The sequence below is a fragment of the Paenibacillus sp. 7523-1 genome, assembly GCF_002276415.1.
Taxonomy (GTDB): domain Bacteria; phylum Bacillota; class Bacilli; order Paenibacillales; family Paenibacillaceae; genus Paenibacillus; species Paenibacillus illinoisensis_A.
The window spans coordinates 593,192-608,055 of the sequence record NZ_NPBR01000005.1; the positions used below are offsets into that span (position 1 = coordinate 593,192).

8 protein-coding genes are annotated in these 14,864 nt (G+C 49.4%); 1 reads left to right on the forward strand and 7 read right to left on the reverse strand.

Going from position 1 to position 14,864, the window contains the following annotated elements:
• Positions 1–22: 22 nt before the first annotated feature.
• From CHH60_RS06040 to CHH60_RS06050, 3 genes are all read right to left on the reverse strand, one after another.
• A complete protein-coding gene (locus tag CHH60_RS06040) occupies positions 23–1,858 on the reverse strand; it encodes an assimilatory sulfite reductase (NADPH) flavoprotein subunit (RefSeq protein WP_095358673.1) in 1,836 nt (611 codons plus the stop codon).
• Positions 1,859–2,112: 254 nt separating this feature from the next.
• Positions 2,113–7,311 carry an S-layer homology domain-containing protein gene (locus tag CHH60_RS06045; protein WP_095358377.1) on the reverse strand — a complete coding sequence of 1,733 codons (5,199 nt, stop codon included), beginning with the start codon at positions 7,309–7,311 and terminating at the stop codon, positions 2,113–2,115.
• A gap of 484 nt (positions 7,312–7,795) precedes the next feature.
• Positions 7,796–9,352 carry an ABC-F family ATP-binding cassette domain-containing protein gene (locus CHH60_RS06050; RefSeq protein WP_095287476.1) on the reverse strand — a complete coding sequence of 519 codons (1,557 nt, stop codon included), beginning with the start codon at positions 9,350–9,352 and terminating at the stop codon, positions 7,796–7,798.
• A 160-nt stretch (positions 9,353–9,512) separates the two neighbouring features.
• Between CHH60_RS06050 and CHH60_RS06055 the strand changes: the two genes are divergently transcribed.
• Positions 9,513–9,971: an SET domain-containing protein gene (locus CHH60_RS06055; RefSeq protein WP_095358378.1), complete on the forward strand. Its 459-nt coding sequence runs from the start codon at positions 9,513–9,515 to the stop codon at positions 9,969–9,971.
• 180 nt (positions 9,972–10,151) lie between these two features.
• Here the strand turns inward: CHH60_RS06055 and CHH60_RS06060 are convergent, their stop codons facing one another.
• From CHH60_RS06060 to CHH60_RS06075, 4 genes are read right to left on the reverse strand one after another with little or no spacing between them, the layout of a single operon-like run.
• Positions 10,152–10,763 carry a DUF1349 domain-containing protein gene (locus CHH60_RS06060; protein ID WP_095358379.1) on the reverse strand — a complete coding sequence of 204 codons (612 nt, stop codon included), beginning with the start codon at positions 10,761–10,763 and terminating at the stop codon, positions 10,152–10,154.
• Positions 10,764–10,792: 29 nt separating this feature from the next.
• On the reverse strand, positions 10,793–12,136 hold the full coding sequence (locus tag CHH60_RS06065; RefSeq protein WP_095358380.1) for a dihydrolipoyl dehydrogenase family protein: 1,344 nt from the start codon (positions 12,134–12,136) through the stop codon (positions 10,793–10,795).
• A 36-nt stretch (positions 12,137–12,172) separates the two neighbouring features.
• Positions 12,173–13,687: an osmoprotectant update ABC transporter permease/substrate-binding subunit OpuFB gene (opuFB, locus tag CHH60_RS06070; protein ID WP_095358381.1), complete on the reverse strand. Its 1,515-nt coding sequence runs from the start codon at positions 13,685–13,687 to the stop codon at positions 12,173–12,175.
• Positions 13,680–14,684 carry an ABC transporter ATP-binding protein gene (locus CHH60_RS06075; RefSeq protein ID WP_095358382.1) on the reverse strand — a complete coding sequence of 335 codons (1,005 nt, stop codon included), beginning with the start codon at positions 14,682–14,684 and terminating at the stop codon, positions 13,680–13,682. The genes opuFB and CHH60_RS06075 overlap by 8 nt, the downstream gene beginning before the upstream one ends.
• Between the last annotated feature and the right edge of the window lie 180 nt (positions 14,685–14,864).

A 14,864-nucleotide genomic window follows, 5' to 3' on the forward strand; every position in this document is an offset into this window, starting at 1 on the left:
GCCTTCATCCGGTATTTCCGAATTAATACACGTCCCGCTGATAACGTTTTTCCTGTTGCAACCTAGTCAGATACTCCGAGGCCTGCTCAGAAGTCAAACCGCCCTCTTGTTCAAGAATGGTAGCAAGTGCGCCATGAACATCATGCGCCATTTTCTTCTCATCACCGCACACATAGATGACTGCACCTTCCTGAAGCCATTGATACAGCTCTTTGCTATTCTCCAGCATCCGGTGCTGAACATATACCTTATGCTCCGTATCCCGAGAGAAGGCCACATCCATCTTGGTGAGCACGCCGTCTTTGAGCCAGCGCTGCCATTCCGTTTGATATAGGAAATCCGTGAGGAAATGTTGATCCCCGTAAAACAACCACGTTTTGCCCTGTGCTCCCGTTTCTTCACGCTCACCCAGGAACGATCTGAATGGGGCTACTCCCGTTCCAGGACCAATCATGATGATTGGGGCATCCGGGTTCTCCGGCAATTTGAAGTTCGGGTTATGCTGGATGTATACGGGCAGGCTGTCTCCTGCCTCAATCCGCTCTGCCAGATGAACTGAACAAACTCCATAACGCTCTCTTCCGCGCGCTTCGTAGCGCACCGTACGCACTGTAAGATGTACTTCATCCGGGAATGACTTCGAACTGCTGGCGATGGAATATAAACGTGCAGGGATTTTACGAAGAACGGCAACAAACTCTCCCGCCGGTATGCCCTTCAGATGATAATCCTGCACCAGATCCAGCAGATCGCAGCTGTTCATAACATTGCGGAACTCGGCGTCATTTGCGAGCAAATCGGCAAGTCCACTGTCAGGACTTAGTTTTGCAAGCTCCTGGACTACAGGTTTGGTCACAGCAGTAATTTCGAAATAGCGCAGCAACGCTTCATACACCGATACCTGCTCTCCTGATTTGTTCACCGTTACACGTTCATCGGCATTCCATCCCATGGCTGCAATCAGCTCATCTACCAGACGAGGATGATTTTCCGGGAATACACCCAGGCTGTCTCCCGGCTCGTAGTCCAGATTGGAACCTTCCAGAGACAATTCGATATGACGAGTCTCCCGGTCTGATCCCCTGCCGTTCAGATTAAGATTCTCCAGCACTTCTGCCTTGAATGGATTGGTCCGATTGTACTCGGATTCCCCGCCACTCACCGCAGCGACGACAGCTTCGCTGGATACGGTACCCGCAGCTGCTGGCGTACTGCTAAGGGAGGCAAGAACGTCATTCATCCATTCCGCTGCCGCTTCGTCAAAATCAACATCACAGTCTACACGAGGAACAATTGGCGTACCTCCAAGCTCCTGCAGACGCTGGTCGAAATCCTTGCCAGTTTGGCAGAAGAACTCATACGACGTATCTCCCAGCGCCAGCACGGAATACTTTAATCCATCAAGCTTCGGAGCACGTTTGCTGTTCAGGAACTCATGAAGCGGAATCGCATTATCCGGCGGTTCGCCTTCACCGTGAGTACTGACAACAATGAGCAGATTCTCAATTTTTTTCAGTCCGTTCGGTTTGAAATCTCCCATTGATGATAACGTCACCTGAAGACCTTGCTCTTCCAATTTCTTAGCCAGCTTCTTGGATAATCCGCTGGAATTCCCTGTTTGGGATCCGTAGAGTACCGTTACTTCCCGGGAAGCCGGGGGTACACTGACAGCCGATACCGCTTCCGCTTGTACATTTGATGCTGCACCTGTTCCGGCCGCTGCTGCTGCGATCCCCTGAATAGCTGTTAAATATCCGCTAAGCCAAGTCTTTTGTGCATCGTTCAATGTAGGAATAAGACGGTTGAGCAGCTCAACCTGTTCCTGATTAAAAGGGCTGTTTGTCACTTGAAGTTCCACCATTTGCCACCTCGCGCATTGCTTCAATTTTAATTCCTACTAAAATGATCAAATTTATTTCTACTCTCTAGAACCTAACACACCGGGTGTTAGGGGTCAATTTCAATCATTTTATAACATTTATCAGTTTCGCTGATAAAGGAACAATATGTACGAACCCACTCCATTTATGGTCATGCAAAAAAGGCTTACTGAGACCTTCAATCCAGGCCTCAGTAAGCCTTTTCTTCTTCTACTTCATTATATTGTTTTCGTTAGTTAGGCCACACCAATTTGTCCATCATTGCGTACACAAGTGCAGCCGATTCAGCACGGGTCGCCTCGGCAAGCGGCTTGACCTCGCCGTTGTACCCGCTAACGATACCAAGATCCACTAGAGTGGCCACACTGTCCCGGGCATATGAGCGGATTGCAGAAGCGTCGCGGAAGCGAGCAAGGCTATCCGTGGAAGCCGATTCGGGTTTGACTAATCCTGCCACCTGCAATGCTCTTACCGTTAGCGTGATCATTTCCTGACGGGTGATGGTGGCTTCAGGCTTAAAGCGCCCATCTCCCGTGCCGCCAGTAATGCCAAGCGAGCGAGCGGCATTAACTGCTTCGTAGTACGAAGCGTCAGTACTTACATCCGAGAACGGAATACCAGGCGCACCATTCAAGCCGAGTGCCGTAATCAGCCACTGCACGTAATGACCACGCGTCATCTCTTGTTTCGGATGTAATTGACGTTCGCTGCCGTTTTCAGCTGCATCCAAGACGCCGCGGACAGCCAGTGCCTCCAATGCATTCTTGGCCCATGGCACATCGGTGATATCTGTGAATTCCTGCTGCACAAATACGGCTGCATAATTTCCTGCTGCCGACACCACGGAGAATGCTACTTCCCTCTTTTCTTGATCGTAACGGCTTTGCGGCAGCGGGGTTGCCACATGGTTCGCATTCAACGCGAACGCTACGATTCTATCTCGCTCTGCACCTTGCAACGATCGGTAAGGCAGGTGAAGCTTCAGCTCATGTGTTTCTGGCCAAGCATCGCCATCCAAAACGAGTTCAAGGCGTACTCCATGCTGTGTTCCGAGTTGATCGGCGACTGTTTTTGGCAGGTCCGTGCGGATGAATCGCACTTTAGCCAGTTCGTGGCCTGCCAAGTCTTCTGTTGATAGTGTCGCAGGAAGTTCTATTGTTCCCAGTTCCGTAACGATCTGGAACACGTGCGATTCGCCTTGATCCGCCAACGCCGAGGCTGGCAGGGACACTTCATACGTGCTCGCCCCTGAGACTGGTTTCTGCCGAAGTTCAACCTGACGAATACCCTTACCTGTAGGAGGTGCAGCTTGGAGGGCTTCTTTGATTACAGAAGCATCCACACTCGTCTGCACAACCCCATTCTTATCTGCCACCCCTTGTAACTCAAGAATGGAACGATCCTTTTGTAGTTCAGGTTTTGGCGAAGAATTCCCTGGTGTTGGATTACCAGCCCCCGGTTGTCCTCCGGAATTGCTCGAGCCTCCATTAGAATTTCCACCTGAACCATCGGAGCCGGATCCGCCCGGGGAAGGCGTATACCCAGGTACGTACACCGTTAACGGCTGGGTCATGGCTTTGCTGTCATCCGAGGTTCGAGTAACCTCCAGTTCCAATGTCACCGCAGTTTCCTTGGGTGGAGGCACGATTGTTCCATCGGTTTGAATGACGGATGGTAACGAGCTTGCAGCGATCTTTACTGTAAAACCTTGCGGTACGACCGGAAGTTTTAACTGCTTGGCACCTGCAGAAGGCTGCTCCAAGGTTGTAATGCGTGCAGCCACATCAGCAGCGGCCTCTTCAGCGGTACGCACTAGATAAGCAGAAGATAAACCACGAATGGTACGCCCTGAGGCATCAAAGGCCTCCACTTTGTAATAGTATTCGGTGCCAAGACGCAGCCCACCGTCGGTGTATTCCCGAAGACTACCGCTGTAAACGACATTATACTCCCCCTGCTCCTTGTTCGAACGGTAGAGCTTGTAGCTTGCTGCACCTAGCTGAGCATCCCAGCGAAGCGTAGCACTCGCTGCATCCGCTATTTCGGCATCCAGTCCGGCCGTGTTGTCCATCGGTGGAACTGCACCCGGCTTGGCGATCACGATCCAGCTAATCAGCGGGTCCTGTGATGCCGTATTGCGCACCGTCAGTTCAAGCTTATTCTCTGTAACGGCAATACCTGTATGAGCTCTGACATTAGCAGGCGTATACGTCACCGGACCCGTGTTATTGCCGTTGATCAGGAAATTTGCTCTGCGGGACGTATTGGTCCACGGATCGTTGAAACCCGCGTATACATCATAAGTTCCATTCGGAACTTCAAAGGTGTAGGTGAGATCGCTGCCCTTTGGCGAATTGCTCACATTACCGCCGTTCAAATAGCGTACGGTCGAGTAGATATCCCCGCCAGCTGAACCGGATGGCAATGCATCTGCACTAACATAACCCCAATTACGTCCTTCCGCCGGTGCATACAGCTGGTCAGCCGTTCCCGTATTGGCAAGCGAACCTTTCATATATTCACCCATTAGTTTGTAATCAGCCGTTTCATAGCCTCCGCTGTTCACGAAATAGATTGCATTCTCCGGTACGACATATACACGGACCGCCTGTTTCTTTTTGCCGTACTCCGGTGTTGTGACCTGCAGCGTAATCGGTCCCGGTTTGGCAAAATCCCCTGCCGTCATCGCTCGATTATCTACCGTCCATACTGCTGGTGTTGGCACAATCGACTCTCCATCCCGCACGTTAACCGTTGTTGGTAGAGAGGGTACTTTCCCCAGAGGCACGGCCTCAGGCAGCGGATCGGCGATGTCCACCTTGCCCATTGAATTCAGCAAATCAGGTGTCCAGCTGTCGTACCATCGAATTGCAATGTCGGAGCCCATGCCAAACTCAATCGGCAAGAATACGTATTTAGCCCCATCATTGGAGAAATTCCCGCCGTTCCACGTATCTCCCACGTATATGAATTTTCCTTTTTCAGGGTCAACAGGAATGACCGATGTAGTCTGCGTGCCGAATGCCTTGCCTGGATCAGGATCGCTCGGCAGGGTACGAATGAATGGATTCGTCATTGTGGTCCATGGGCCAAAAATGTTATCCGCCACAGTTACCTTATTTTCGTTTGGAGACCACCCAGATGCACCGGAGGTCAAAATGTAATATTTGTCCTGATATTTGAACATGGCGGGTGCTTCGCGTTGTCCACCCGGGAATACTCTGACGTAATCAACGCCGTATTCCGCCTGATACGCAGCATCTCGCACCGGATTGCCTTTCTCATCCGTGAGACCTTGCTTATGCCAACCTGTCACATCGCTGTAATCTTCGTTCAGTTTGGAAATATACAGGGTCAGATTTTCCTCACTGGAATAGATCAGGTATGCCGTACCGTCATCGTCCTTGAATAAAGTCATGTCACGTGCCATGCCCCGATCGCTTGGGAAGTAATCTTTTTCCCCTTCCGGAGCTCTGTCCATCCGGTAGCTCTTTTGGTAAACGAACGGCCCCGTTGGCGAATCGCTAATGGCATAACCAGCCTGTGCTTTTCCGTAATTGGCACTATCGTTGTAGGGATCCTTGTCTCCATCCATGTGAGCCCACATGACGTACTTTTTCGTTTTGTCGTTATAAATCACCTTCGGACGTTCAATAATTCGCCCTCTACGGATATCGGCCCAAATGTCCACCTTATCATCACGTCCAGCATACAATTTGGAAATCAGCGGATCCTTCTCGAAATCATCCATGGATTGAATCATGGTGAGTGCCATGCCTTCATCCGTCCAGTTCAGCAGATCCGTCGATGAATACACGCGAATACCAACGGCAGGCCATCCTCCCGTATGATATTCCCCATACCAGTAGTACTTTTCTGTCTGCTCATCGTAGAAAAAGCCAGCCCCATGTGCATCGATGGGCTTGCCATTCAGATCCGGCCATAACTGGCCCGGTGTAAAGCTCGTGCGAATTGTGGCAGCACTCAGTGGTGCAGATGCAGGAGAAGGAACCCCATCCACAGTTGCCTGAAGAATATAATAATATCCTGTGCCCATCGTCAGGCTGCCATCGTTAAATGTGTTACCGTCACCGCTATAGACCTCCTGATACGTACCGCCTGCACTGGTGGCCCTGGATACGGAATACGTCACTTCGGAACCCGGCAGCGCTTTCCATCCGAGGCTAATCGACGTATCGGTTACGTCCGAAACGGTAAATTCGGCGGGGGAGTCCGTCAGGTACGTTGTCACCTCTGCAGCTGCATATTCGGACTCTCCGGCGGCATTATACGCCGTTACACGATAGCCGTAGCCTTGGCCGGATGCAAGACCTTGATCCGTGTAAGTGAGTGCCTGGCCTTCGTACACCTGCTCATATTGCTCACTGCCCGCCTCAGAACGGACGATACGGTATCCGGTTGCGTTATCCACAGCTGGCCAAGACAATTTCACACTGGATGTATCCAGGGCCAGAGCCTTCAATTCTCCTGGAGCCTGCGGTGCGGTTGCTGCTGTCCGAACCTCAAGTGGTGCCGACCATAACGATTCCGTCATTCCCCCGTATTCATAGGCGAGCTTGTAATAATAGACCGTATCGGTGATTAAACCATCGTCTACATAACCAAGTGATTCGGTATCCGCCACCAGGGAATATCCCGCTTCAGGCGAGGTGGAACGATACACGCGATAGCTGGTCGCACCTGCTGTCTCGGTCCACTGCAGCGAGACCGAGGATGACGTCTGCCCATCGACTGAGAGCACAGCATCGTTTCCTGGCGGCGGCTCGGTGATGATCACGTCATCTGCATGAACCGACTGCCAGCGATTTCGTATGCCGAGGCTGCCCGCACCGTATGTAGTATCGATCAGATCGAACACCAACCGATTTGCTCCGTTTTCGACGATGTACCCGCGAATGGAAGGTCCTGACAGCACTATTTTCAGGGTATACCATGTATGTTTGGCAAAAGAATAATCCACTGACTTTAAGGTGGTATCCGCTCCATTCACCCGCTTGGAGAAGACGAGTTTATTGGCTGGAACCTGCATTTGAAAATAATAAAAATTGCTCTTATCCTGAAACCGCGGCAGCATTCCCGGATATCCCTGACCATCTCCCGTGTAAAAGCGCATGGACACCGTCATATCGGACATGATGTCACCGGTGGAGATGATGCCTTCCCCGGTATCGCTCTGAAAAAGCGTCTGGTTCGATTCGTCTGTAGGATCTGAGCTTACCTCCCATAGACCTGAACTTACGTTCCATGCGGGTGATGCCGAGTAATCCCCATCAGAAAAATCGTCCTGCAGCAGCGTACCAGCCATGCTGTAAGCATCAGCATATGTCTTGCCTGGCAGCATCAAAGGTCCGGAAGATAACACGAGCGTAGCAGACAACATGAATATGAGCGGCTTTCTGAGTTTATCCAATATCCATTCTCTCCTTTGCCTTGGAAAATGAAAGCATGGTCCTGATAACACGGTGCTGTTATTCGGCGTTACCTGTGTATCCAGCGCGCGGTAAGGCGTTTCACCTCCTTCGGCTAATGAAATCGGTTTCATTAGAGGGCAAAAAAAGACCTGTCTCCCCTGCTAAGTGCAATGATCCCAATACGGATTACCGTGTCTTCTTTGCCCTAAGGAGTGAAACAGGTTGCTTATGTCATGTGAATGTAAGTGCTTTCTCGCATTATATTATCGTCTTATTGACACTGTCAACCACATCACAGCTCGAACATTTTTCGCAGAACCACGCAAAAAAACACGCATTCTGCCGCTTCCGCAAGCAAAATACGTGTTCTTTTTTTGGTTCGAGTTTATTCGCAATTGTGCTCATTTGGCACCATTCGATCGGGGCCAAGACGGATGTATTTTCAGATTGCGAAAAGTCTCACCTTTTCTTTTCGACATCAATTTAGAATACTTTCGTTGTCCACGATTCGCAGTTCCATGTTTCCGTCACAACATCACGATAGAATTCCGGTTCGTGCGAAATCAACAGAATGCTGCCTTTGTAGGCTTTGAGCGCGCGTTTCAGCTCATCCTTGGCATCCACGTCCAGATGGTTCGTAGGCTCATCGAGTACAAGCAGATTGGTTTCGTTGTTGATCAGTTTGCAGAGACGCACTTTAGCCTTTTCTCCACCACTCAGCACAGCAACCTTACTCTCAATGTGTTTCGTGGTCAGTCCACATTTCGCAAGGGCAGCACGAACCTCGAATTGTGTATAAGACGGGAACTCCTGCCAGATCTCTTCGATACAGGTATTGTAGTTCGCATCCTTCATTTCCTGCTGGAAGTACCCGATCTCCAGATGCTCCCCGCGCTGAACTGTTCCTTCCAGGGCCGGAATTTCACCCAAAATGCTGCGCATCAGGGTCGTTTTACCGATTCCGTTTGCACCCACGAGTGCAATCTTCTGACCACGCTCCATACGCAGATCCAGCGGTCTGGACAATGGCTCGTTGTACCCGATCACCAGTCCTTTGGTTTCAAAAATTAGCTTGCCGGATGTTCTGGCATCACGGAAGTTGAACTGTGGCTTCGGCTTCTCCTTGGCGAGTTCAATCACATCCATTTTGTCGAGCTTCTTCTGTCTGGACATCGCCATGTTGCGTGTCGCCACACTGGCCTTATTACGTGCAACAAAATCCTTCAGATCGGCAATTTCCTGCTGCTGACGCTTGTAGGCCGATTCGAGCTGCTGCTTTTTCATTTCATAAACTTCCTGGAAGTGATCATAATCCCCCACGTAACGGGTCAGGTCCTGATTTTCCATGTGGTAGATCAAGTTAATGACACTGTTCAGGAATGGAATATCATGCGAGATCAGAATAAATGCATTCTCATACTCTTGCAAATAACGCTTCAGCCATTCGATATGCTGTTCATCCAGATAGTTCGTCGGCTCGTCGAGGAGCAGAATATCCGGCTTTTCTAGCAACAGCTTGGCAAGCAGCACTTTGGTCCGTTGACCACCGCTCAGATCATTAACGTCCTTATCAAGACCGATATCCGTCAGACCCAGACCGCGTGCAGTCTCGTCCACTTTTGCATCAATCATATAAAAGTCCTGGTTGGTCAGGGTATCCTGGATGGTTCCGACATCCTCAAGCAGCTGTTCGAGTTCCTCGGGAGTAACGTCTCCCATCTTGCCATACATCTCGTTCATTTCCTGCTCCATGTCGAACAGGTATTGGAACGCACTGCGCAGGATATCACGAATGGATTGTCCCTTGTTCAGCACGGCATGCTGATCGAGATATCCCACGCGCATGCGCTTGGACCACTCGACTTTGCCCTCATCGGGCTGGAGCTTGCCAGTAATAATGTTCATGAAGGTGGATTTACCTTCACCATTGGCCCCGATCAGTCCAATGTGCTCGCCTTTCAACAGGCGGAAAGATACGTCGTTAAAGATAGCACGGTCACCAAAACCGTGACTTAATTTTTCCACATTTAATATGCTCATTCATGACACCTTTTCTATATAGACTTCATTCCTGTATATTATAATCGTTATAACCTGCACAACTCAACGCCATATTTGCCTTATATGCATGAATCGGTTAAAATTTGGCCTTAAACTACTATAGAACGGAGCTCTCTCAGGCGAGCATCAGGTGAACATTATGATTGAAGTAAAACAATCCAAATTGGGTGATGGCGAATTTAATCGAGGGGTTTTTGCCACAGTGGATATTCCCAAAGGTCAATTGATTCATCAGGCCCCGGTTGTCCCTTATCCCAACGAAGACCACGAACATGTCGAAAAAACGATCCTGGAGGATTATGTATTTGAGTACGGTGCCAACCACACCGCCATTTTGCTGGGATACGGCAGCTTGATCAATCATTCGTACGAACCCAACGCAACCTATGATATCAACTTTGAAAACCATACATTTGACTTCTATGCTTATACAGATATCAAAGCGGGCGAAGAGATCCTGATCAATTACAATGGCGAAGAAGACAACATGGACCCGTTATGGTTCCTGGACGATTATGAAGAACGGATGCGTGAGCTGAACGAAGCTGAGGAACGTAACGAAGAGAATGATAATGGTGAGAACAATGAAACGAAGTAATTTGATGTAAAAATGAGTAATCCAGAGACTAGACAGAATAATCGCAGCGTCACATCTCGCGGAATTCCTGCTGAGGATTCTGTCTACTCCCCTCCCCAGAACGTAAACAAGCAAGCCTTCCATACAGGAAGGACTTGCTTGTTTGGCATGGAAAGAACCGTTCAACGGTTGCTTCCGTTCTCAATCCAGTATGGGCGGATCGGTGTGCAAATCCTCATCAGGTGCCGTTGTTCTCCACTTCGTGAATGCCACTTCAAATCCCGCTCGCTTGGGTGAACACAGGAATGGACCTGCCTGCTTGTTCGCCGGATAAGCAAAACGCGCAACCCGAATGGTTCGCCAAGGATGTTTGTCCGTACGCGCCCGAATGACTACCGCTTCGTTGTGGTAGGAAGCTCGAATGGTAACCTTACGTCCTCCCCATTCCGGAACAGGCGATAGCGACCAGTCCGAGAAGTGATCCGTTACCACAGCGCCGATATGAACGATCCCATCGTTTACTTCCACGCCAGCCTTGATCCATTGTTCACGGCTGTGCCAGAGCATTAAACCTGCCTGATCATAAAGTTCAGTAAAAGAACTTAGATCAAACGTAATTTCGACGGCTTCATAACCGTCCCAAGGCGTCAGAAGGGCATGTCCATTTTGGTGACTGAATCCATAGAACGTGTTCTCCCAAAAATCACTGCCTTCCTGTGCCTCCACGATGAAACGCTCTCCCTCTGTACGGGTTGCAACCGGTTCAGTGGTCCATTTGGAATCTGATGTGCCCAGAAATTGTGCTGCAGACATGTTTTCAACACCCTCCCCTAATCAAAACGTCAAATCAGAGAGCCCAAATCCGATGCAGCGGTAGGATATGCAAAATTCATGGTGCTTAACTGATCGGCTGTCAGTTCGAACTGAATGGCCATGGCAAACAGGTTAATCAGCTCTTCGGTCTCGCTGCCCAGTACATGGGCTCCCAGGATACGTCCTGAGTCGTTGTCGATCACGACTTTGGCCATGGCATACTTCTCATTTGTCCGTTTATAAGTATACCATTGCGACATGTCATTTACCTTCACCTCGTAGCCTTCCTCCTGCGCTTGATCCACACTAAGACCAACAGAGCCCAGCGATGGTACGGTAAACACGATGGACGGCATAACGTTGTAGTTCGGCACCGTATGGTTGCCCTTCAGCAAATTGAAGGCTACAGCCCGTGACTCTTGGCCTGCCAGAGGCGTTAGGGGAAGCCCCTTCGTTGCAGCAACGTCACCGGCTGCGTATACTTGGGGATTGCTGGTGCTTTGTAAATACTCATTCACGGTGATGCCATTCTCACTATAGCTGACCTTTCCCTTTTCCAGTTCCAAACTATCCATATTAGGGATACGTCCCGCTCCATGCACCACCCGTCCACCATGCCACTGATGATCGGCTCCGTTCCGGGTACCACTGACCACGAAGGTCTCCCCCTGTTTCCGAATAGACTTCACTTCCGCGTTCAGATGAACGTGAATGCCGATCTCTTCCGATTTTTGAACCAGCAAGTCAACAAGCTCCGGATCAAACTGCTCCAGCGGCCGCTCTCCCCGGTGGATAATGTGCACCTCGCTTCCTGCTCTTGCAGCGATGTGGGCAAATTCAAACGCAATGTAACCTCCGCCCACCAAAATCAGTTGATCCGGAAGCTGATCCAGTTCCAGAAAATCATCGCTGTAAAGTAGATACTCTGAGCCATCTATTGGAAGCGGTGCAGGCTGCGCGCCAGTTGCAATCAGAATATGTTTTCCATGCAGCACTTCATCTCCCACACGAATGTGATCTTCATCTACAAAAGAAGCCTTGCCATGGAAGGTATCCATGCCGGCCTGTTTGAATTTATCCTCGCTGGCTCTCGGAATGCTCGCCGTAAATGTTCGTTTGAAGGCCATAAGTTCCGGCCAGTTTATGGTCGTCCTTCCCTGAGCCCCCTTCCCCAGCATCCGTTCATTCCAGTCGATCAGTTCAGCAGCTCCTGCTAGTACTTTCTTCGGATCGCAGCCTCGCAGGGCGCAAGTTCCGCCAAATTCACGCTCATCAATCACGGCTATTTTCCACCCGGCTTCAGCACAGCGAGATACAACTGAATTCGCTGCACTACCAGTTCCTATTGCAATTAGATCGTATACTTGTGTCATGAATTGTTCCTCCTCTTCCCTTTTCCCCATTGAAATTTATAGTAAACCCGCCTTCTGTAAATAGTCGGACGCAACCTGCTCCGGACGGGCTCCATTCACATTCACCTCATAATTCATCTGACGCATCTCATCATCTGTAATGCGTCCCGCCAGCTGATTCAGTATCTCGATCAGCTGCGGATAGGCATCTGCGGTCTCCTTGCGCAGCAGCGGTGCTCCCTGATATGGCGGGAATAGCTCCTGATCATCTTCAAGCACCACGAGATTATACTGCCTGAGCTCACTATCCGTGGAATAGGCATCAACCAGATTAATATCACCTCGCTGAAGAGCAGCATATCGAAGTTTGGGTTCCATTGTGGCGACGTCAGGAAACTGAATGCCATATTTCTTCTGTATCCCCAGATAACCGTCTTCACGGTCCGAGAATTCAAGTGTGAACCCAGCCTTAATCTGCTGCTGAGCAGACTTGAGGTCTGATATGGTTTTCAGGTCATATTGGTCGGCAACCTTCTCCGGGACTGCCAACGTGTACGTGTTGTTGTAAATCATCGGGTTCAAAAGAACCATACCAAAACGGCTAAGCATTCCGTCTCTTGCCTGTTCATAAACTTGTGTGCGATCCGTATTAATAGCCGTTTCCTTCAAGAATTCTGATATTGCTGTCCCAGTAAATTCAGGGTAGATATCAATGTCGCCGGATCGTAGAGCATTGAACAAAAAGGGAGTCTTCCCCAAACCAGGTTTCAATTCAACCGAAAGATCGGTGTGCTCCTCAATCAGCAGCTTGTACATGTTAATGAGAATCTCAGGCTCTGCACCCAGCTTCCCCGCAATGACCAGATCCTTCTGTTCACTGCGGAATAGTAACGGAATGGTAATCACAAGTACAGCGATCAAGGCCAGTGTACCAAGTGTACCAACCGTTTTTCGAAAAGACAGCCGTTGGAACTGCCGAAGCAGGACATCGAACAAAATCGCCAATAATGCTGCCGGTATCGCCCCTAAAATAATAAGTGCTGTATCATTACGATCGATCCCAAGCAGAATCAGATCACCCAGGCCACCTGCGCCTATTAAAGCTGCTAGAGTTGCGGTACCCACGATAAGAACCATTGCCGTACGAATCCCTGCCATAATGACAGGCATTGCAAGCGGCAGCTCCACTTTGCTCAAACGCTGTCGACTATTCATGCCCATCGCATTGGCGGCTTCAATCATGGAAGGGTCCACTTCGGTTATCCCTGTATAAGTATTGCGGAGTATCGGAAGCAGGGCATACACCACTAGTGCAATAATCGCTGGTACTGTACCGATACCAAACAGCGGAATGAGCAACCCAAGAAGAGCAAGTGATGGAATGGTCTGCAAGATAGCCGTAACACCGATGATCGGTTCAGCAACTTTGGGTTTTCGGGTTAGATAAATGCCGAGTGGAATTGCAATGAGAACGGCGAGAAACAGGGCGATAAATGAAATCTGTACATGCTCCAGAAGAGCTGTTAACAGCTGCCCTTTGCGCTCATTAAATACCTCTGAGAATTTACTCATGGGTCTCACCCCGCTCTTGCAGCTGACCAGACCAGTACCTCAGCACATCCGCCCTGCTCACTTGTCCTACAATCTGATGATTCTTCTCGACCAGCAAGGTATCGTATGCATCCAAGACATCCAATAACTCCGTCAATGTCATAGAAATCGGGACTGCTGTCTTGGCAGACTTCGGAACATGGCCTGGTGCAATAGGCGTCATAATCGATTCAAGATTGAAATTTGTCTGAGTATGAGAAGACAAGTTCACGCTATGATCTTGATTCACGTCTGTGCCAGGACTTCCGACAAAATGACGCACAAATTCATCCGCGGGGTTCTGTAACAGCTCTTCAGGTTTTCCCACCTGCAGTACTTGTCCATCCTTCAAAATACATATGCGATCACCCAGCTTCATGGCTTCTTGTATGTCATGCGTAACAAACACAATCGTTTTCTTCATCTGACGCTGAATCTCCAGAATATCGTCCTGCAATTTCTCCCTGCTCATTGGGTCGAGTGCACTGAATGGTTCATCCATAAGCACAATCTCGGGATCTGCCGCCAGTGCCCGCAATACGCCGATTCTTTGCTGCTGTCCACCCGACAGTTCTGCTGGTTTGCGATCACTGTAGGTCTCTCCGTTTAATCCCACCATATCTAGCAAGTTATGTACCCGTTCATTAATCTGGGCAGGCTTCCATTTTTTCAATTCAGGAACAACAGCGATATTTTCGGCAATCGTCATGTGCGGAAACAAGGCGATCTGCTGCAGTACATACCCGATATTCCAGCGTAATTCGTGAATGTTAAATTCATCGATTGGCCGCTCCTGGATACGAATCGTTCCATCCGTTCGTTCAATCAGGCGATTTATCATTTTGAGCATCGTCGTTTTGCCGCAACCGCTAGGCCCAATCATGACCATTAGTTCACCTTTATTGATTTTGAGATTAACCTGATGAAGAGCCTGTGTCCCATCAGGGTATTGCTTGGATACATTTTTGAATTCAATCATCCGTACATGTCTCTCCTTTAATTAACCTTTCATATCTCATCTATTTCCCCAAAAGAACACCCCAATAATCATCACATGCACGGAGATCTTCTTCCGATCCGACCAGACATGTATAAATTATTTGCGTTGATTTGGAAGCAAGGTGGTATAATGAAAGGAGAGTCAACTACTTCATTTACA